At 73.5% G+C, this 20,131-nt stretch carries 19 protein-coding genes; 12 read left to right on the top strand and 7 right to left on the bottom strand.

Annotated elements, in window-relative coordinates; all coding sequences use genetic code 11:
* Nucleotide 1 precedes the first annotated feature (1 nt).
* A complete protein-coding gene (locus tag ABD296_RS05555) occupies nt 2-661 on the top strand; it encodes an RlpA-like double-psi beta-barrel domain-containing protein (RefSeq protein WP_344262145.1) in 660 nt (219 codons plus the stop codon).
* A gap of 174 nt (nt 662-835) precedes the next feature.
* On the opposite strand, the gene ABD296_RS05550 is transcribed toward ABD296_RS05555, so the two are convergent.
* Complete coding sequence (locus ABD296_RS05550; protein WP_344262143.1) at nt 836-1,939, bottom strand: M20 family metallopeptidase; 1,104 nt, start codon at nt 1,937-1,939, stop codon at nt 836-838.
* 44 nt (nt 1,940-1,983) lie between these two features.
* Entirely contained in the window at nt 1,984-3,003 is a 1,020-nt protein-coding gene (locus ABD296_RS05545) for a LacI family DNA-binding transcriptional regulator (protein ID WP_344262141.1), read from the bottom strand.
* Nucleotides 3,004-3,146: 143 nt separating this feature from the next.
* Here ABD296_RS05545 and ABD296_RS05540 point away from each other — a divergent pair, with 143 nt between their 5' ends.
* From ABD296_RS05540 to ABD296_RS05500, 9 genes are all read left to right on the top strand, one after another.
* Nucleotides 3,147-4,022, top strand: a complete 876-nt coding sequence (locus ABD296_RS05540; protein ID WP_344262139.1) for a BtpA/SgcQ family protein — start codon at nt 3,147-3,149, stop codon at nt 4,020-4,022.
* Entirely contained in the window at nt 4,019-5,014 is a 996-nt protein-coding gene (locus ABD296_RS05535) for a carbohydrate kinase family protein (protein WP_344262137.1), read from the top strand. Before ABD296_RS05540 ends, ABD296_RS05535 begins: the two co-directional genes overlap by 4 nt.
* Entirely contained in the window at nt 5,011-6,027 is a 1,017-nt protein-coding gene (locus ABD296_RS05530) for a substrate-binding domain-containing protein (RefSeq protein WP_344262135.1), read from the top strand. Before ABD296_RS05535 ends, ABD296_RS05530 begins: the two co-directional genes overlap by 4 nt.
* Nucleotides 6,028-6,029: 2 nt before the next feature.
* Entirely contained in the window at nt 6,030-6,785 is a 756-nt protein-coding gene (locus tag ABD296_RS05525; protein WP_344262133.1) for an ATP-binding cassette domain-containing protein, read from the top strand.
* Entirely contained in the window at nt 6,785-7,801 is a 1,017-nt protein-coding gene (locus tag ABD296_RS05520) for an ABC transporter permease (protein ID WP_344262131.1), read from the top strand. The genes ABD296_RS05525 and ABD296_RS05520 overlap by 1 nt, the downstream gene beginning before the upstream one ends.
* Nucleotides 7,798-8,859: a phosphotriesterase family protein gene (locus ABD296_RS05515; RefSeq protein WP_344262129.1), complete on the top strand. Its 1,062-nt coding sequence runs from the start codon at nt 7,798-7,800 to the stop codon at nt 8,857-8,859. Before ABD296_RS05520 ends, ABD296_RS05515 begins: the two co-directional genes overlap by 4 nt.
* A gap of 56 nt (nt 8,860-8,915) precedes the next feature.
* Nucleotides 8,916-9,662: a glutamine amidotransferase gene (locus ABD296_RS05510; protein ID WP_344262127.1), complete on the top strand. Its 747-nt coding sequence runs from the start codon at nt 8,916-8,918 to the stop codon at nt 9,660-9,662.
* The gene (locus ABD296_RS05505) at nt 9,659-10,285 is read left to right on the top strand and encodes a TenA family protein (RefSeq protein WP_344262125.1); all 627 of its coding nucleotides are present in this window, start codon (nt 9,659-9,661) and stop codon (nt 10,283-10,285) included. Before ABD296_RS05510 ends, ABD296_RS05505 begins: the two co-directional genes overlap by 4 nt.
* Before the next feature lie 403 nt (nt 10,286-10,688).
* Complete coding sequence (locus ABD296_RS05500; protein ID WP_344262122.1) at nt 10,689-12,416, top strand: ABC transporter ATP-binding protein; 1,728 nt, start codon at nt 10,689-10,691, stop codon at nt 12,414-12,416.
* Here the strand turns inward: ABD296_RS05500 and ABD296_RS05495 are convergent.
* The 5 genes from ABD296_RS05495 to ABD296_RS05475 form a co-directional block, all read right to left on the bottom strand.
* On the bottom strand, nt 12,355-13,764 hold the full coding sequence (locus tag ABD296_RS05495; protein WP_344262120.1) for a HAMP domain-containing sensor histidine kinase: 1,410 nt from the start codon (nt 13,762-13,764) through the stop codon (nt 12,355-12,357). The two genes, ABD296_RS05500 and ABD296_RS05495, sit on opposite strands and share 62 nt — an antisense overlap.
* On the bottom strand, nt 13,761-14,477 hold the full coding sequence (locus ABD296_RS05490; RefSeq protein ID WP_344262118.1) for a response regulator transcription factor: 717 nt from the start codon (nt 14,475-14,477) through the stop codon (nt 13,761-13,763). The genes ABD296_RS05495 and ABD296_RS05490 overlap by 4 nt, the downstream gene beginning before the upstream one ends.
* Before the next feature lie 79 nt (nt 14,478-14,556).
* The gene (locus ABD296_RS05485; RefSeq protein ID WP_344262116.1) at nt 14,557-15,372 is read right to left on the bottom strand and encodes an IclR family transcriptional regulator; all 816 of its coding nucleotides are present in this window, start codon (nt 15,370-15,372) and stop codon (nt 14,557-14,559) included.
* A gap of 53 nt (nt 15,373-15,425) precedes the next feature.
* Nucleotides 15,426-17,093 carry a thiamine pyrophosphate-binding protein gene (locus tag ABD296_RS05480; RefSeq protein WP_344262114.1) on the bottom strand — a complete coding sequence of 556 codons (1,668 nt, stop codon included), beginning with the start codon at nt 17,091-17,093 and terminating at the stop codon, nt 15,426-15,428.
* Between the two features lie 18 nt (nt 17,094-17,111).
* Nucleotides 17,112-17,867 (bottom strand): SDR family NAD(P)-dependent oxidoreductase, encoded by a 756-nt coding sequence (locus tag ABD296_RS05475; RefSeq protein WP_344262112.1) that lies wholly within the window; start codon nt 17,865-17,867, stop codon nt 17,112-17,114.
* A gap of 102 nt (nt 17,868-17,969) precedes the next feature.
* Between ABD296_RS05475 and ABD296_RS05470 the strand changes: the two genes are divergently transcribed.
* The gene (locus tag ABD296_RS05470; RefSeq protein ID WP_344262110.1) at nt 17,970-19,061 is read left to right on the top strand and encodes an ABC transporter permease; all 1,092 of its coding nucleotides are present in this window, start codon (nt 17,970-17,972) and stop codon (nt 19,059-19,061) included.
* The gene (locus tag ABD296_RS05465; RefSeq protein ID WP_344262108.1) at nt 19,058-20,131 is read left to right on the top strand and encodes a sugar ABC transporter substrate-binding protein; all 1,074 of its coding nucleotides are present in this window, start codon (nt 19,058-19,060) and stop codon (nt 20,129-20,131) included. Before ABD296_RS05470 ends, ABD296_RS05465 begins: the two co-directional genes overlap by 4 nt.

Below are 20,131 nucleotides of genomic sequence, written 5' to 3'. Positions count from 1 at the left end.
CGTGTTGACCGGTGTCACCGGCGCGGCTCTTGCCGGGATGCTGGTGGGCGGCGTGGCGGCCGCCAGCCACGACGACTCCGCTCCCCAGCCCGACAAGCTTCTGGCGCAGCAGCAGGACATGGCCGCGCAGGAGAACAAGGCCCCCAAGAAGGACGCCTCCACCAAGACCCTGGCCGAGTCCCGCTCGAAGGCCTCCTCCTCCAAGGACGAGAAGGCCAAGGCGGCGGACTCCAAGACCAAGGACTCCAAGAAGAAGTCCGACGGTCCGAAGGCGATCCTCAGCGGCTCGACCACCGCGTCCTACTTCTGGGACGACGGCTCGGGCGTGAACGGCGACACCGGCGCCCCCGCCAGTGGCAAGCCCATGCAGAAGGGCCTGTTCGCCAGCCCGAGCTGGCCGCTGAACACCAAGGTCAAGGTCACCTACAACGGCCGCAGCGTCACCGGCTTCATCGGCGACCGCGGGCCCGGCGCGCCTTCGCACGACGGCGTCATGCTCGACCTCGACACCTACACCTTCCGCTACCTGCTCGACGGCGAGAAGCCGGACAGCAAGTACGACGCCGGCACCGGCGAGGGACACCTCCAGGGCGTCAAGTGGCAGGTCCTGTCGTGGGGCTCGGGCCCGGGCACCAAGGGCGACCCGCAGCCCCTCGGCTGACGCTGTGAGGGACCTCACGGAGAACCTCTCAGCGACGCTTCCGTGAGCCGTCCCGCACCCGTCTCAGCGGCTATTCCGGCAGGGCTGCCGGAGCGCATGGAACGAGGACGTCCCGGCGATCATCCCGATCGCCGGGACGTCCTCATGCGTGCGGGCGCCGCCGCGCCGCCCGCGTCACGCCGCTAAGCGCGGGCGGGCGGCCAGGAGCCGGTAGAGCGCCTCGGACGCGGCGTCGATGCGCGCGACCGAGCACGTCTCGTCCGTCACGTGCGCCTGCTCGGGGTCGCCGGGTCCGTAGACCACCACGTGCGGCCCGCCGAGCATGCCCGCCAAGACCGACGCGTCGGTGAAGTACGTCGCGTACTCGGGCGTGGCGCCGGAGGAGCCGGGCGCGAGCAGGTCCAGGACCTCCGGCATGCCGGGCGCGGCGGGGTCGGTGGCCACGCCGGGCAGGTCCACGAGCCGTTCGATCTCGACCTCCCCGCCGCACAGCCCGGAGATCACCGCGACCGCCTCGTCCGCGCCGAACCCGGGGACGGTGCGGACGTCCAGCCGCATCTCGGCGTGGTCGGGCACCAGGTTCGGCTGCACGCCGGCGTGGAAGGTGCCCACGTTGACCGTCGCCGCCCCGTGCGTGGCGCTCACCGGCCACCCCGTGTGCGCGTGGACGCGGGCCGCGGCGCCGGCCAGCGCGACGAGGGCGTTGCGGCCGAGCTCCGGCCGGGACCCGTGCGCGGACACGCCCCGCGCCGTGGCCTTCAGCCAGAGCGTGCCCTTGTGGCCGAGGACCGTCCGGTTCCCCGTCGGCTCGGCGACGACCAGCAGGTCCGTGGCCGCGAGCGCGGCCGGATCGAGCACCGCCGCCCCGTCGCAGCCGGTCTCCTCCCCGAACGTGAACACCAGCTGCGGGGCCGGCAGGCCGTCGCGGGCCGCGCGCAGGGCAGCCTCGATCTGGCAGGCGACGCCCGCCTTCATGTCGCTGCTTCCCCGCCCGAGCAGCCGCCCGTCGCGCACGTCGCCGCACAGCGGGTCGAACGACCAGCCGGACGGATCGGCGGGCACCGTGTCCAGGTGCCCGGTGAACGTGACCGGGACGCGCGGCGCCGCAGGCCCGTGCCTGGCCACCACGTTCGCCCGGCCCTGCGCCGGCTCGTCCACGCGCACGTCGAATCCGGCGGCGTCGAGCACGCCGGCGACCAGGTCGGCGGCCATGCGCTCGCCGCCTCCCCGGGTGTCGATCCGCACCAGCCGCCGCGCGAGATCGAGCGCCTCGCCCATCTCCTGACCTCCTCTTCCGGGCCCGGCCGGCGGCCGGGGACGTCTCAGGCCCGCGCCCGCGTGCTCTCCCTGATCACCAGGGTCGGGACGAGCGCGATGTGCGCCGACGGCCCGCGGTCCCCGGCGGCCTCGCCCGCGGCGGCCGCCAGAAGCCGTACGGCCTCGGCGGCGATCCGCTCGCGCGGCTGGTCGACGGTGGTGAGCGCGGGCTCGCTGAGCCGCGAGAACTCGATGTTGTCGTACCCGGTGACCTGGACCCGGCCGGGGACGTCCACGCCGTGCGCCCGGCAGGCCCGGGTGACGCCGAGCGCGATCAGGTCGTCGGCGCACACGATGGCGTCGGGCAGGTCGCCGGCGGCGATCAGCCGCGCGGCGGCCGTCTCGCCCCATTCCACGCTGTAGTCGCCGAGCAGGATCCGGTCCGGGTCCACGGCGATGCCGAGGTCCTCCGCGCGGCGGCGGAACCCGGCGAAGCGCTGCTCGGTGGAGGAGTTGGTCAGCAGCGAGCCGGCGAACGCCGCCGAACGCGCCCCGCCCGCGTGCAGGTGGTCCATGACCTGGCGCATCGCGGCGACGTCGTCGACGCCGACCCAGTCGGTGCTGGTGCCGCCGACGAACCGGTCGAGCTGGACGAGCGGCAGCCGGCCGGCGGTCTCCTGGACGGCGGCGCCGCTCAGCGTGCCGTGGCTCGGGCTGACGATGATGCCGTCGACGTTGCGGGCGACGAGGGTCGCCAGGCGCCGGGCCTCGACCTCGGGGTCGGACCGCGCGTCGCAGAGGAACAGCTCCTTGCCCTCCCGGCCGAGGGCGTGCTCGACGCTCTCCACCAGCGAGGTGAAGAACGGGTTGGAGATGCTCGGCACCACCATGCCGACGGTGTCGGTGCGGCTGTTGCGCAGCGCGCGGGCGATGGAGTTGACCTGGTATCCGAGCTCGTCGGCGGCCTTCCTGACCTTGCGCTGGACCCCCGCGGACACGGGCCCGCGGCCCGACAGCACGCGCGACACCGTGGCGGTGGAGACCCCGGCCCGCTCGGCGACCTGGGCGATCGTGACCCGCTGCAATCGTTTACCTCTCCAGCTTGGCGGAAGCCCGGATGCTGGGCAGTGCAATGACGGCTGATCCGATCATAGCCCCTTGACGGCCTGCGCATCTCGTATCTACGGTGCAGGACAACACGACTGCAATCGATTACACAGGAGGCGACATGGTGAGGGCGACGGGGAGCGAGCGGGCTTTGGGCGTGTTCCCGCCGAAGCCGAACGCCGTCGAGGAGCTGTTCGGCACTCCCAAGGTCGTCGTCGGCGCCGTGCACCTGCCGCCGCTGCCGGGCAGCCCGCACTACGAGGGCGTCCCGCTCGACGAGATCTGCACGTTCGCGATCGAGGAGGCACGGGCCTACCTGGACGGCGGCGCCCACGGCGTGATCGTCGAGAACCACTGGGACATCCCGTTCCTCAAGCCGGGCGAGCACGGCTACGAGACCGCCGCCGCCATGGCCGTGGTGACCGACCGGGTCCGGCACGCGACCGCCGGGCGGGTCGGCGTCAGCATCCTGTCGAACGCCGCCGAGTGCTCGATCGCCTCCGCCTGGTCGGGCGGCGCCGGGTTCGTCCGGGTGAACCAGTGGGCCAATGCCTACGTCGCGAACGAGGGGATCATCGAGGGCCAGGCCGCGCACGCCACCCGCTACCGCAGCCGGATCGGCGCGAACCCCGTCAAGATCTTCGCGGACGTGCACGTCAAGCACGGCGCGCACGCGATCGTCGCGGACCGGACGCTCGCCGAGCAGACCGAGGACGCCGAGTTCTTCGGCGCCGACGTGCTGATCGCGACCGGCTCGCGGACCGGCGACGCGGCCGCCCTGGACGAGGTCGAGGGCATCGCCGCGCACACCACGCTGCCTGTTGTGATCGGCTCGGGGATCAGCGCCGGCAACGTCGGGGAGCTGCTGCCGGCCTGCGACGGAGTGATCGTCGCGTCCTCGGTCAAGGACAACGGCCGCTGGTGGGGCCGGGTCGACGCCGCCAAGGTGCGGGAACTGACCGCCGCCGCGGCGAAGGCGGGCGTGGTCCTGCCATGATCGTCTTCTGCGGCTACGCCAACGCCGACCTCACGGTCGCCGTCCCCGTCCTGCCGGGGCCGGCCGCGCGCGTCCAGGCGACCGCGGTGCGCCGCGGCGAGGGCGGGATGGGGGCGAACGCGGCGGTGGCGGCCGCGCGGATGGGCGCCGACGCGCGCTTCGCGGGCGTCGTCGGGCCGGACGCGGCGAGTACCGCCTTCCTCGACGCGCTCGCCGCCGACGGGGTCGGCACCGAGTGGACGTCCCGCACCGGCGTCCTCACCACGGCCGTCGTCCTGCTGACCCCCGACGGGGAACGTTCCATCATCAGCCAGGACGACCAGGTCACCACCGAGCACGTCGCCGTCGTCGCCGCGAAGGCCCGCGCGGCGGGCGCGGACTGGCTCTACCTCGACGGGTACCGCTTCCCCGCCGCGGCCGGCGTGCTCGGCGAGGGGCGGCCGGGGGTCGTCGTCGACCTCGACGGCTGCGACGGCGCCGAGGCGGCGCGGGCCGCGCTCGCCGCCGCCGACCACGCCGTCGTCGGCCGCGCACAGGCCGCCGCGTTCCTCGGCGACGACGCCGCGCTCGCGTCGGCCGCCACCCGGCATCGGGTAAACCTGGTGGTCACGGACGGTTCCCGGGGCTGGACGCTGTTCACGCCGGACGGCGCCCGGCACGCCGGCGCGGCGATCGAGGTGACCGCCGTGGACGCCACCGGCGCCGGGGACTGCTTCGCCGGCTCCTACTGCGCGGAACTGGACCGCGGCGCCGGCCCGCTGGAGGCGGCACGGGTCGCCGCCGTCGCCGCGGGCCTGTCCTGCACCCGTCCTGGGGCGCGCGCCGGGCTCCCATATCGCGAGGCCGTCCTCGCGTACATCGACTCCGCCGGAGCGGACCTCGCCCAGGCGAACACAACTCGAGCACACCCGGCCCATAAGGAAACAGCCGGCACCGGAACCGGTCCGGAAGCGCCCTCCGCGCTCGCGCGGCGCCAAGGAGAGGAGACATGATGCGACGCACGGTGTCCGCCGCGGTCGCGCTCGGCCTGCTGCTGACGGCGACGACCGCCTGCGACGTGCAGGCCCGCAAGGAGATCGCGGCCGAGAAGAAGGCCACCGAGCAGGGGCCGCCGCCGCCCAAGAGGATCGCGCAGTCCTGCAAGGTGCAGGGGCACACCCCCAAGATCGGGCTCGTCCCGATCAACCTCCAGGCGCTGTTCTTCAACCAGATCAACACGGGTGCCAAGGCCATCGCGGCCAAGGCGGGCGCGCAGGTGCAGGTCGTCAACGGCAACGACGACTCCACCACGCAGGCCAACGCCATCGACGACATGGTCGCCGGCCACTACGACGCGATCATCGTGGACGCGGTGGACACCGAGGGCATCAAGCCCGCGGTCCGGCGAGCCCAGGCCGCCGGCATCCCGGTCGTCGCGGTGGACGCCACCGTCGACGACCCGGCGGTCTCCACGCAGGTCGGCACCGCCAACGCCGAGGGCGGCAAGCAGCTCGCCGACGCGCTGCTCAAGATCTCCGGCGGGAAGGGCGACATCGGCGTGGTCGGCGCCCTCAACAGCACGATCCAGAACGAGCGGCAGAAGGGCTTCACCGACGAGGTCACCGGGCACGGCATGAAGATCAAGAACGTCGTGGACGGCCGCAACATCCAGGAGAACGCGCAGACCGCCGCGGAGAACCTGCTGACCGGCAACCCGGACCTGCCCTACGCCTACGCCACCGGCGAGCCCGCCCTGATCGGCCTGGCCGCCGCCGTCGTCAGCCAGCAGCGCACCAAGGACCTCCAGGTCGTCGGCTGGGACCTGTCCAGCCAGGCGGTGGACGGGCTGAAGGCCGGCTGGATCAAGGGCGTCGTCCAGCAGAACACCTTCCAGTTCGGCTACGACGCGATGAACGCCGCGATCGACCTGGCGTGCGAGCGCACGGCGCCGAAGGACGTCCCCGTCCCGACCCAGATCGTCACCCCCGCCAACGTCGGGGACTACCTGTACTACCTGGAGAAGTGATCATGGGCGATCGACCGCTGGTCACGCTGAAGGGCATCACCAAGTCGTTCGGCGCGGTGCAGTCGCTGCGCGGCGTCGACCTGACGCTGGCGCCCGGCGAGGTCCTCGGCCTCGTCGGCGACAACGGCGCCGGCAAGTCCACGCTGATGAAGGTGCTGGCGGGCGCGGTCCAGCACGACGCCGGGCAGATCGCGATCGACGGCCGGGAGGTGCGGTTCGTCAGCCCGGCGGACGCGCGCCGCGAGCGCATCGGCATCGTCTACCAGGACCTGGCGCTCTGCGACACCCTCGACGTCGCGAGCAACCTGTTCCTCGGCCGCGAACCCCGCAAAGGGCCGTTCATCGACCGGCGCGCCATGCACGAGAAGGCCGCCGAGACCCTGTCGGACCTGCACGTCCGGGTCAAGTCGACCTACCAGGAGATCGGGCACCTGTCCGGTGGGCAGCGGCAGGCCGTGGCGATCGCCCGCGCCGTGTCGTTCAAGCCGCGGGTGCTGATCCTGGACGAGCCGACCGCCGCGCTCGCGGTCGCCGAGGTCCGCCAGGTGCTCGCCATGATCAAGGACGTCGCGGCGCAGGGCGTCGGGGTCATCCTGATCACCCACCGGCTGCAGGACCTGTTCGAGGTCTGCGACCGCATCACCGTCATGTACGAGGGCCGCAGCGTCGAGGACGAGCCGGTGTCCGCGCTGGACATCGAGCGGCTCGTCGCCATGATCACCCGTTCCGGCACCGAGCACACCGAGGAGGTGGCCTGATGAGCGTGCAGGCCCCGCCCGCCCCGACCGTCCTGGCGAAGACCCCGAGCCGCTGGGAGCGCGCCAACAAGGCGACGCTGGCGATGCTCGGCGTCACCGTCGCGCTGTTCGCCGGCTTCGGCTTCGGCGCCGACAACTTCCTGAGCTTCGACAACATGTCGAACCTCGCCACCCAGGTGGCGATCACCCTGATCGTCGCGGTCGCGATGACCTTCGTGATCACCACCGGGCAGATCGACCTGTCGGTGGGCTCCACGGTCGCGTTCGTCGCGGTCGGCACGGCGGAGATGCTGAAGGCCGGCTGGGACTCCTCGATCGTGATCGTCGCGGCCCTGGCGGCCGGGCTGTTCTGGGGCGCCGTCAACGGCTGGCTGGCCGCCTACCAGAAGATCCCGCCGTTCATCGTCACGCTGGCGACGATGTCGGTGATCCGCGGGCTCGCGCAGCTGTGGACCAAGGGGTTCTCGGTGCCGATCGACCGGCGGCTGTACGTCGCCAAGATCGGCGAGGCGAAGTTCCTCGGCTTCTCCGCGCTGGCGTGGATCGCGCTGGCCACCGTGGTGATCGGCGGGATCCTGCTGGCCAGGACCCGGTTCGGCAACTACGTCAACGGCATCGGCTCGCAGGAGGAGTCGGTGCGCCGCGCGGGCGTCAACACCGCCCGGATCAAGATGATCACCTTGATGTTGGCCGGGCTCGCCGCGGGCGTGGCCGGGCTGCTCACCGCGGCGCGGCTCGGCTCCGGCTCGGCCAACTCCGGGCAGGGCTTCGAGCTGACCGTGATCGCCGCGGTCGTGCTCGGCGGCACCGACCTGTTCGGCGGCCGCGGCACCATGATCGGCAGCATCATCGGCGCCGTGATCACCGGGGTGATCGCCAACGGGCTGACGCTGCTCGGGGTGAGCCCGTTCCTCACCCCGATCGTCACCGGGCTGGTGCTGCTCGCCGCGATCTGGCTGAACCTGCGCGGCCGCTCGATCTCCGAGTTGGGCGCCAAGCTGCTGGGACGGACATGACCGTTCCCCAGAGCCGGCCGGGCACCGTGCCCGTGATGACGGTGTCCGGGCCCGTCTCCAGCGACGGGCTCGGGCTCACCCTGACCCACGAGCACCTGCGCAACGACGTCCGCAAGGCGGTGAAGCCGGCCACCGACCCGGCCCTGGCGTTCCTGCGCGATGCTCGGACGACGCCGGGCCTGTCGTGGCTGCTGCGCGAACGTCCCTACGACTGCCTCGATCACTGCACCCTGGACGACGACGCCGCGATGCTGTCCGACCTGCGGGCGTTCGCCGCGACGGGCGGCGGCACGGTCGTCGACGTCACGCCCGGCGGCCTCGGCCGCGACCCCGAGGCGTTGCGCTCGTTCGCCGAGCGCAGCGGCCTGCGGATCGTCATGGGCTCCGGCTGGTATCTGGAGCAGTACCACCCGGCGCATCTGGCGTCGGCGGGCGAGGAGCGGATGGCGGCCGAGCTGGTCGCCGAGTGTGCGAACGGCGTGGACGGCACCGGAGTCCGTCCCGGCGTGATCGGGGAGATCGGGGTTTCGCCCGACTTCACCCCGGCCGAGCACGTCGCACTGCGCGCCGCCGCCCGTGCGCAGCGCGAGACCGGCGTCCCGCTGTACGTCCACCTGCCGGGCTGGCAGCGCCGCGCCCACGAGGTGCTCGACATCGTCCTGGGCGAGTACGGCGTGCCGCCGGGCGCGGTGGTGCTGTGCCACATGGACCCGTCCGGCGGCGACCCCGGCTACCAGCACTCGGTCGCCGACCGGGGCGTGTGGCTGGAGTTCGACATGATCGGCATGCCGTTCCTGTATCCGGGCGAGGGGCAGTCGCCCGCACCGGACGAGACGGCCCGCGCCGTCGCCGGGCTGATCGCGCGCGGGCACGGCGGGCGCCTGCTGCTCAGCCACGACGTGTTCCTCAAGAGCATGCTCACCACCTACGGCGGCAACGGCTTCCAGTACGTGCCGGTGCTGTTCGCGCGGCGGCTGGCCGCGCTCGGCGTCGCCCCGGAGGCCGTCGACGGCCTGCTGCGCGGCAACCCGGCCCGGCTGTTCGAGTCCGCCGCCTGACCGGCCGCCGGCGCCCCGTCCCCCCGCGTTTTCCCATCCGAAAGAGAGGATCGATAGTGAGCCGCGTCCTGATCGCCGGCGAGAGCTGGGTCACGCAGTCCACCCACATCAAGGGGGTGGACTCGTTCACCACCAGCTCGTACGTGACCGGTGTCGAGCCGCTGCGCCGGGCCCTGGAGAGCCGGGGCCACGAGGTCGAGCACATGCCCGCCCATCTGGTGCCGGCCGAGTTCCCCGGGGACGCGGACGCGCTCGGACGCTACGACGTGGTCGTGCTGTCCGACATCGGCGCGAACTCCATCCAGCTCGCGCCGCAGGTGTTCGAGCGGGCCGTCCCTGGCACGGACCGGCTCGGCGCGCTGCGCGCCTGGGTCGCGGACGGCGGCGGGCTGCTGATGGTCGGCGGGTACCTGTCGTTCACCGGCTTCGAGGGCAAGGCCGCCTTCCGCAACACGGTGCTGCACGAGGCGCTGCCGGTCGAGCTGCTCCCCGAGGACGACCGCGTCGAACTGCCCGCCGGGGCGAACGCCGAGGTCGCCGCCGCCGGTCATCCCGCGCTCGGCGGGGCGGACGGCGACTGGCCCGCGCTGCTCGGCTACAACCGGGTCCGCGCCAGGCGGGACACCGACGTCCTGGCCACCCTCAACGGCGACCCGCTGGTGGCCGTCGCCCGGTACGGCACCGGACGGTCCGCCGTGTTCACCTCCGACTGCTCCCCGCACTGGGCGCCCCGGCCGTTCTGCGAGGAATGGGACGGCTACGCCCGCGTGTTCGGCGGCCTCGTCGAGTGGCTCGCGCAGTGACCCGTTCGCGGCGGCTGCTCGACGCCTGTTCCGCGACGATGGACCGGGCGCTGGCCATGCGGTTCGCCGAGGAGGTCGGCTCGGGGACCATCGGCGCCCAGGAGTACGCCGACTACCTGGAGATCGAGGCGTCGTTCGTGGCGACGGCGGCCCGGCTGCACGGCCTCGCGGTGTGGGACGCCCCGGACTGGACGGCGATGGAGCGCAACGCGCGGGCCGTCCACGCGCTGACCACCGAGCAAGCGGACTACTTCCGCGCCGCGCTCGCCGCCTGGCCGGTGCGGGCGCGCCCGGACGTGGCCGAGCGGGCGAGCGTCCTGTCCGACTTCGCCCTCGCCGCGGCCCGTGAGGGCGGGTACGGGGCGGTGACGACCGTGCTCTTCGCCGCCGAGAGCCTGTATCTCGCCTGGTGCACGCGGGCCCGTCAGGAGGGCGGCGCACCGCCCGGCCCGATCGCCGACTGGGTCGCGCTGCACGCGAACGAGGCGTTCCGCGAGGGCGTGGACGCGCTGGCCCGGCAGGTCGACGCCCTGCCCGGAACGATCCCCGACGACCTGCTCGTCCGCTGGTTCGGCGGGATGCTGGAGGCGGAGATCGCCTTCCACGACGCGGTCTACGCCTGACGGCGGGACCAGGCCCCCGGCGCGATGCGCCGGGGGCCTCCGCCTTCCCGGAACGGCGATTAGCATTCTCTTATCTCTCTCTTCGGCGCGATTCAGTTGCGTTTGTGAATTGTCATCGGCTCGGCCCGTAAGTTCATTTCTGCAAGGCCGCGAACGCGGCGAGGAGAAACCGAAGGGAAGCCGAGATGAGCTTCAAGAAGATCGCTCCCAAGCCCCGCAAGCGCCCGGTCAAGCCGGTTCCGCCGAAGAAGCACCGCCGCCGCAAGCCCGCCCCGCGGACGCACGCCAAGTAACGGGCGACAGCTGAGCCGGGCGGGAGCCGGCGGGCGGGAGAGCGGACTCGCCCGGCCGGCTCCCGTCCCTTTTTCGTGCGCGGGAACGCGCGGGAGCGAGGGGAGGGAACGTGGCCCGCACATCGGTTTCCGAGGCCGCGCCCGTCGTGTCGGTTCGCACGACGTTTCGGCATTTCTGGCCGCTCATGCGCGGGGACCGGAGACTGCTGCTGCTCGGCGGCGCCCTCGCGGTCGCGGCGGCGGCCTGCGAGGTGGCGGCGATCGCGCTGTTCGGCGTCATCACCGACCGGGCGCTGGCCGCCCGCGACCTGGCCGCCTTCTGGACGCCGGCCGCCGGGTGGCTCGGCATCGCGCTGGTCGCCGCGCTGATGACCTTCGTGGGCGACTACGCGACGACGCTGGCGGGCGAGCGGTTCCTGCTGCGGCTGCGCGACCGCGTGTTCGCGCACGTCCAGACGCTGTCCCCGGAGTTCTTCGACCGCGGGCGGCTCGGGGACCTGATGGCCCGGCTGACCGACGACATCGAGGCGATCGAGGAGCTGGTGGCCTCCGGCCTGGTCCGGCTGGTGACCGCGGTCGTCAGCGCCGTGTTCTTCGTGTCGGCGGCGTTCGCCGTCCGGTGGGACCTGGCGCTCGTCGCGTGCGCGCTCGTCCCGGTCTTCCTGCTGGTGACCCGCGGGTTCACCGGACGGTTCCGGACGGCGGCCGGGCGCGAGCGGCGCAGCAACGGCGCGATGGTCGGCACCGTTGAGGAGAGCCTGTCGAACCAGCCGCTCGTCCAGGCCTACAACCGGCAGGAGACGCAGGCGCGGCGGCTGCACGCCGAGGGCCGCACCTGGCTGGCGGCGAAGATGGCCGAGACCCGGCTGTCCAGCCTGTACGGGCCGCTGGTCGAGGTCGTCGAGACCGTGTGCGTGCTGGTCGTGCTCGGGGTCGGGGCGTGGGAGCTGCAGGAGCACCGCATCACCCTCGGCGGCCTGCTGGCGTTCGCCGCCTACCTCGGCTACCTCTACCCGAACGTGCAGAGCCTCGGCGAGATCGCGCTCACCGCGTCCGAGGCGGCGGCGGGCGCCGACCGCGTCCAGGAGGTGCTGCGGACCCGGCCCGCCGTCGTCGAGCATCCGGCGGCCCGGACGCGGGTCGCGCGGCGCGGCCGCATCGCCTTCGACCACGTCACCTTCCGCTATCCGGGCGCCGCCCACCCTGTCATCGAGGACCTGTGCTTCCGCGCCGGGCCGGGCGAGCTGGTGATGCTGACCGGGCCGAGCGGCGCCGGGAAGTCGACGGTCACCAAGCTGCTGCTGCGCTTCTACGATCCGGAGTCCGGCGGCATCCGGCTGGACGGGATCCCGCTCCGGGAACTGTCGCTCGCCACCCTCCGCGACACCGTCACGGTGCTCCAGCAGGAGACACTGATGTTCTCGGGAAGCGTGCGGGACAACATCGCCTACGGCCGGCCCGGCGCGACGGAGGCCGAGATCGTCGCCGCTGCGGTCGCCGCCGACGCCCACGACTTCATCACCGCGCTGCCCGACGGCTACGACACCGAGATCGGGCAGCGGGGACGGCTGCTGTCGGGCGGTCAGCGGCAGCGGATCGGCATCGCCCGCGCCATGGTGCGGGACGGGCCCGTCCTCGTGCTGGACGAGCCCACCACCGGCCTCGACGCCCGGACGGCCCGCAACGTCCTCGGACCGCTGCGCCGGCTGATGGCCGGCCGGACGACCATCCTCATCACCCATGACCTGCACCTGGCGCCGGAGGCCGACCGCGTCGTCAGGCTCGGTCCGGCCGGTCCGCGGGCCCTTCCGGCGTTCCGGGAAGGCGCAGGCGCATGAGCGCGCCGCCCTCGGGGCGGTTGCACGCCGACACCGTCCCGCCGTGCTGCTCGGCGGTGTGCCGGACGATCGCCAGCCCCAGCCCGGAGCCCGGCAGCGCGCGGGCTTCGGGCGCGCGGTAGAACCGCTCGAAGACGTAGGGGAGCGTCGCTTCGGGAATGCCGGGGCCCTCGTCGGCGACCAGCAGCTCCCCGCCCCGCAGGGCGATCCGGACGGTGCCGTCCGCCGGGCTGAACTTCACCGCGTTGTCCAGCAGGTTCGTGACCGCGCGGACCAGCGCCGGCTCCGAGCCGCGCACCAGCCACGGCTCCAGCCGCGTCTCGAACGTCGCCGACGGCGCCCGCAGCCGGACCCGTTCGACCGCCTGCGGGACGACCCGGTCCAGCCGGACCTCGGTCCGGACCGCGGCCTGCTCGTCGTCGCGGGCCAGCTCGACCAGGTCCCCGACGAGGTTCGTCAGCTCCCGCAGCTGCGCCTTCACGTCGCCGAGGAGCGCGTCCATGCTGCCGTGCGGCAGGGTGCGCTCGGGGTGCGCGCGGGCCTGGATCAGCAGGTCGATGTTGGTGCGCAGGCTGGTCAGCGGGGTGCGCAGCTCGTGCCCGGCGTCGGCGACGAGCCGCCGCTGCCGCTCCCGGGACCGGTTCAGCGCGGCGAGCATCGCGTTGAAGCCCCCGGCCAGCCGGCTGATCTCGTCGTCGCCCGACACCCGGATCGGCTCGGTGTTCAGGTCCTGGGTGCGGGCGATCGCGGCGACCGCCCGGGTGAGCCGGCGCACCGGCTGCAGCCCGGCGCCCGCCACCGCGATGCCCGCGCCGGCCGCCAGCACCGCCGCGCCCGCCCCGACCATGATCGTCATGTACTGGAAGCCGGTGACGGTCTCGTCGACCATCGTCAGCGAGCGGCCCAGCACGATCACCGTCCCGTCCTGCGCGCGCACGGTGATGACCCGCATGTGCACGCCGCCCGAGTCGCCGTCCGCCAGCACGAACGGCGGGCCGCCCGGCGACGAGACCCGCCTCACCGCCGCCGCGTCGACCGGCGGCGGCGTCCGCGTGCCCGGCGGCGACACCGTCCGGCCGTCCCGGACCGTCGCGACGCTCATGTCCAGCGCCGCGAGCAGGTCGCCGTCGTGCCGGTCGCCGGGACGGCCGTTGACGTTGTCGGCGAGCGTCTGCGCCTGGCCGATGAGGTTCTGGTCGATCTCGTTGTGCAGCCGCCCGGTGAACATCGTGAACGACACCACCGACGTCACCACGATCGCCGCGATGACCGTTCCGGCGGCGAGCAGCGCCACCCGCGCCCGCAGCGACAGCCCGTGCCGCCGCCACCCGCGCGGACGGAGCCTCATACCGGGTCCTCGCGCAGCGCGTACCCGACGCCCCGCACCGTGTGGATCAGCCGGGACTCACCCTCCTCCTCGGTCTTGCGGCGCAGGTAGCCGATGTAGACGTGCAGCGAGTTGGACGAGCGGCCGAAGTCGAAGCCCCACACCTCCTCGTGGATCCGGGCCCGCTCCAGCACCCGGCGCGGCGACCGCATCAGCAGCTCCAGCAGGTCGAACTCGGTGCGCGTCAGGCGCAGCGGGCGGTCGCCCCGCCGCACCTGCCGGGTGTCGACGTTCATCACCAGGTCCGCGAACCGCAGCACCTCGTCGCCGCCGGGCTCCGCGCCGAAGCCGCGCGAGCGGCGCAGCAGCGCGCGCAGCCGCGCCGTGAGCTCCTCCAGCTCGAACGGCTTGGCGATGTAGTCGTCGGCGCCCGCGTCCAGCCCGGCGACGCGGTCGTCCAGCCCGTCCCGCGCGGTCAGCAGCAGCACCGGGAGGTCGTCGCCGCGCCCGCGCAGCATCCGGCAGGTGCCGAGCCCGTCCAGGTTCGGCATCATCCAGTCCAGCACGACCGCGTCCGGGGCGGCCCGGTCGATCGCCTCCAGCGTCTCCAGCCCGTCCGCCGCGAGCTCCACCTCGTAGCCGTTGAAGCGCAGCACGCGCTCCAGCGCCGAACGCACCGCCGGATCGTCGTCGGCCACCAGGATCCGCGGTGCGCCCGCGTCCGCCTCCGTCATCTCGCCCCCTCGCTCCGTCGTCGGCACCACTGTGCGCCACGGACTCTGAGCGGACCGTGAGAGGACGCTTAGACGCCCCTCAGGACGTTCTTAACCGCGGCAGCGGCGGCGGGCCGGCGCCGTCGCGGGCCAGCTCGCGCGACAGCGACAGCGCGGCGGTCCGGACGGCCGGGGCGAGGCGGTCCAGGTCCAGCCGGCACACGTTGCCGGTGATGGAGAGGGCGGCGATCACCCGGCGCTGGCGGTCGAGGATGGGCGCGGCGACGGCGGACACCCCCGCCTCCGATTCCTCCCGGTTCACCGCGTAGCCGCGGTCGGCCGTGCGGGCCAGCTCCCGCCGCAGCAGCCCCGGCATGATGATGGTGTGCGGGGTGTGGCGGGCGAGCCCGGCCGCCAGCACCCGGTCCAGCCGCTCCCGCGGCCCGAGCGCGAGGAAGAGCTTGCCGGTCGCGGTGCAGTACGCGGGCAGCCGGCCCCCCACTCTGGAGATGATCGGCATGGACCGGTGCCCGCTGACCTTCTCCAGGAACAGCGTGTCGACCCCGTCCAGGACGGCGAGGTGGATGTTCTCGTGCGTCGCCTCGTACAGGTCCTCCATGTGGGGGAGCGCGGCCTCGCGGAACCCGCGCGGCCGGGGCGCCCGCTGGCCCAGCACGAACAGCCGCATGCTCAGCCGGTAGCCGGCCGCGGTCCGCTCGACGCCGCCCCACCGCACCAGCTCGGCCAGCAGCCGGTGCGCGGTCGGCTTGGGCAGCCCCGTGCGCGCGGCCAGCTCGGTCAGCGTCAGCTCGGTGTCGGCGGAGCCGAAGGCGTCCAGCAGGCTGAGCCCGCGCGCCAGCACCGACCTCGGCGGCCCTGGCTCCGGCGGCTCGGTTCCGGGGGCGGGTGCGTCCATGTCCCGATCGTCACCGCGATCGCGCGTCCCGGCAAGGGGCCGCGGCCCGCCGCTCACCGCGAACCCGGAGTCCGGCCGCGGGACGAGGGGGCGTGCCCGGCGACCGGGGCCTCGATCAGCAGCGGCGCCTCCAGGTCCTTCACCGCGGCGACCGCCTCCGCCAGTCCCGCCGCCGACTCGGCGCGGACGGAGGCGATGCCGAACAACCGCGCCGCCGCCTGCCAGTCCAGCGCCGGCGGCGCGAGGTCCATGCCGACGTAGCGGCCGTGCTCGGCGGACGCGCCGCCGCCCTCGTCGAGCGTCTCCTTGAGGGTGCGGTACTCGCCGTTGTTCATCACGACGAACGCGGCCGGGACCCGGTAGCGGGCGGCGCTCCACAGCCCCTGCACGCCGAACATCGCGCAGCCGTCCCCGAGCACCGCGACCACCGGGCGGTCACCGCAGCCCATCCGGGTGCCGACCGCCGCGCCGATGCCCCAGCCGAGCCCGCCGCCCACCGTGTGCACGTACGAGCCAGGCCGGTCCTGGCGGAGCACGGCGCGCAGCTTCAACCCGGTGGTGATCGCCTCCTCCACCACGATCGCGTCATCGGGCAGCGCGGCGGCGACCGCGTGCGCGGCGGCGCCCGGGTCCATCGGCGCTGGCCCGTACGCGGCGGCCGCCCGCTCCTCCGTGTCCGCGCGGGCACGGGCGTGCGCGGCGCCGAGCCGTTCGATCCGCTCCTTTGCGGACGGCACGCGCCCGTCCAGTGCGGCGGCGAGCGCGCGCAGCGTCCCGGCGAGATCACCGGTCAGGCCGTGCCGGACGGCGAAGTTGCGGCCGATCTCCGCCGGGTCCGCGTCGATCTGCACGATCGCGAGGCCGTCCGGGACCGCCGGGCCGGGCGTGTAGTGATGCGGCATGAACGCGTGGCATCCGGCGATCAGCGCCGCGTCGTGCGCGGCGAGCGTCTCCCGGATCACGGCGTTGCGCGGCGGCAGCATCCCCGCGTACAGCGGATGGCCGGTCGGGAAGTCGACGCCGTCGTTCATCGGCTGGTGGTGGACGACCGCGCCGAGCCGCTCGGCGACCGCGACCAGCTCCGCCACGGCGCCCGCCCGCCCCACCCCGTCACCGGCGACCACGACCGGACGTTCGGCCGCCGCGAGCAGCGCCGCCGCGTCCGCGACGTCCGCCGGTCCCGGGCCGGTCACGGGGGAGCGGGCCGGGACCGCGACGTCGCAGCCCTCCTCCAGCAGGTCCATGGGCACCGACACCAGCACCGGACCCGCCGGCGGACGTGCCGCGAGCGCGAACGCGCGCCGCAGCACGACCGGCAGGTCGCGGGCGTGCTGCACCTCGACCGCCCACTTCGTCGCCGCCGACGCCAGCCCCACCAGATCGCCCGACAGCATCGGGTCCTGGACGAGGTGCCGCCGGTCCTGCTGGCCCGCGACGATCACCATCGGGGTCCGCGACCGCAGCGCGTTCAGCATCCCGATCAGACCGTTCGCGACGCCCGCCGCGACGTGCAGGCTGACCATCGAGGTGCGGCGCGTGGCGCGGGCGTACCCGTCCGCCATCGCGACCACCGACGCCTCCTGCAACCCCAGCACGTACTGCAGGTCCGGCGCATCGACCAGCGCGTCCATCAGCGGCAGCTCGGTGGTGCCGGGATTTCCGAAGATGCGCGCGACGCCCTCGTCCCGAGCGATCTCCAGCAGCGCCTCGATCGGCCTCATGCCGTGCCTTCCTCGATGTCAGTGCTTGGCTGATCCGCCGTCGACGTTGATGGTCTGCCCGGTGAGGAAGCCGCTGCCCTCGTCCACCACGTACAGCAGCGTGGAGAGCAGGTCGCGCGGCTCCTCGACCGCCGGGACCACCTGCAGGTCCCGCACCCGCTCGAAGCCGCCGTCCGCGCCGGTCGTCCGGGCGGCGGTCGCGGTGCGGGTGAGGCCGGGCGCGATCGCGTTCACGGTGATCCCGTCGGGCCCGACCGCGCTCGCCAGCGCCCGCGTGAAGCCGACCAGCCCCGCCTTGGACGTGGTGTAGGCGACCAGGTCGGGCGGGCCGAGGAACACCACGGCCGAGACGATGTTGACGATCCGGCCCCACCCCGCCGCGCGCAGGTGGGGGAGCGCGGCGTGCGACACCAGGAACGGGCCGTCCAGGTTCACCCGCATGATCCGGCGCCAGTCCTCCAGCGTCGTCTTCTCGAACGGGATCGGCGGATAGATCCCGGCGTTGTTGACCACGATGTGCAGGGCGCCGAACCGGGCGACGGCCTCCTCCACCGCCGCACCCACCTCGTCCGGGTCGGTCACGTCCGCGCGGACCGGAAGGAAGAGGTCGTCCGGGATCCGGTCCGCGGTGTCCGACATGTCGGCCAGATCCAGCCCCGCGACCCGGTGCCCGCGCGCGGCGAGCGCGATCGCGAACTCCCGGCCCAGCCCGCCCGCGGCGCCGGTGACGAGGGCGACCCGCTGCGTTCCGTGCAAGGACGGCGTCTCGGTCATGGACGGCAGCGTGCGCCACCGCGGCGACGCCGACAAGGCGCCGTTTTCACTCACCGAAACGGCGTCCTTGTCGCGGCGAGCGGCCGGTCACATGCTCGCCGCATGTCAGTTCCACGGCCCTCGGCCGCCGCGCCGACGGCGAACGAAGACGACGATCCCGGCGCCCGGCGCCGGACGCGCCGCCCGGTCCCCGACGAGGCCGGCGTCGTCGGCGTGCTGATCCTGCTGGTGCTCGGCGTCGGGCTGTTCCAGCCGGACTTCCTGCGCACCGGCAACCTGCTCACCACCGCGCACAACTCGGTCTACGTCGGGCTGATGGCGCTCGGCATGGTGTTCGCGCTGGCGATGCGGGAGGTCGACCTGTCGGTCGGCGGCATGTACGCGATGGGCGTCGTCGTCGGCGCCCTCCTGATCCGCGACGGCTGGAACACCTGGCTGGCGGCGCTGGCCGTGCTGGCGCTGTCGGCGCTGGTCGGGGCGCTCAACGGCGCGGTGACGACGTACCTGAGGCTGCCGTCGTTCATCGTCACGCTCGCCACCGCGATGCTGCTGCGCGGTGTGGGGCTGGCGCTCGCCGAGGGCAGGCAGATCACCGACCTGCCGCAGGGCGACGCGCTGTTCCGCGTCCTCGGCGGCGGCGAGCTGCTCGGCGTGCCGAACGCGGTGTGGGTGTTCGTGCTCGCCGTCGTGGTGCTGAGCGTGCTGTTCACCCGGACGAGGTTCGGCGCGCGGGTGCGGGCGATCGGCTCCAACCCGGAGGCCGCCGAGTTCGGCGGACTGCCCGTCACCCGCACGCGGATCGCCGCGCTGGCGCTGTCCGGGCTGATGGCGGGCCTGGCGGCGGTGCTGGCGCTGGCGTTCTTCATCGCCGGCGACCCCACGATCGGGCAGGGCTACGAGCTCACCGCCATCGCCGCGGCCATCATCGGCGGCACCCCGCTGAAGGGCGGCACCGGCTCCGTCCTCGGCGCCGCGGCGGGCACGCTCATCCTCGGCGCCGTCACCGCGGCGCTGGTGTTCTTCGAGGTCCCCATCAACTGGACGACCTTCGCGACCGGCGGCGTCATCCTCGTCGCCGTCGGCGCCGCGCCGCTGCTGCGCCGCGTCCGTGCGCTGCGCCGCGTCCCCGACCCGAGCGGTGTCCATGACATGAGCGGTGTCCGTGATCCGCGCCCACCTGGGAGGAACCCATGATCCCGCGCCCCCGCGGGCCCCTCGCCGCGGCCGCCGCGCTGCTGCTCGGCGCCGCCCTGACCACCGCGTCCTGCGGGAACGGCGGATCGGGCGGCGAGAGCGGCCGGCTGAAGATGGGCATCGCCGTCGCCAACTACAGCCTCAACTTCGCCCGCGAGATGTACGAGGGCGCCACCGATGCGTCCAGGCGGGCCGGGAACGTCGACTTCAAGGTGGTCGGCCCGCCCAACACCGACGGGCCCGCCGAGCAGCAGCTGTTCCAGAACCTCACCGTCACCCATCCGGACGGGATCGTGCTGGAGAACCTCGACCCGCCGATCTTCACCCGCCCGGCGGCGCAGGCCGTCGACAAGGGCATCCCGATCGTCGCGCTGGACACCGCGCCCACCGACGGAAGCAAGGTCGGCTTCTACGTCGGCAACGACAACTACGAACTCGGCGCGCTGCTCGCGCAGGCCACGGTGAAGAAGCTCGGCAAGGACGCCAGGGGCACCATCGTCATCGGCGTCCCGAACCCGGGCACCCCCGTCCTCGACAGCCGCGCGAAGGGCATCAAGGACACGCTCGCGCAGCAGGCCCCGGGCATCCGCGTCCTCGGCCCGTTCCAGACCTACAGCGACCCGGCGCAGAGCTACGGCGCCTGGCAGGCGCAGGTGAACGCCCACCCCGACGCGCTGGCGTTCCTCGGCGTCGGCGACGCCGACAGCTACAACCTCGCCCGGCTCAAGGAGCAGCGGCACGGCAGGTACCTGACCGCCGGGTTCGACGTCGACCCGAAGACGCTGGACGCCATCAAACGCGGCACCAACTTCGCCGGCATCGACCCCGAGCACTACCTGAAGGGCTACATCGCGACCGCGCTGCTGATCAAGGCGGTCCGCGACGGCAAGGGCAAGCTGCCGTCCGGCTGGTTCAAGACGCCCGGCCTCGTGATGGACTCCGGCAACATCGACGAGATCCTCAAGCGGCAGCAGTCGGTGCAGAACGCCTACGCCTGGTACAAGCCGCAACTGGACAAACTGCTGGCCGACCCGACCGCGAGCATCCGGCCGCTCAAGGAGGCCCGCTGA

This window comes from Actinomadura napierensis, assembly GCF_039529375.1.
Taxonomy (GTDB): Bacteria; Actinomycetota; Actinomycetes; order Streptosporangiales; family Streptosporangiaceae; genus Spirillospora; species Spirillospora napierensis.
Note: the sequence above shows the minus strand (reverse complement) of the source record. Positions and strands in the feature narration are given on the sequence as shown.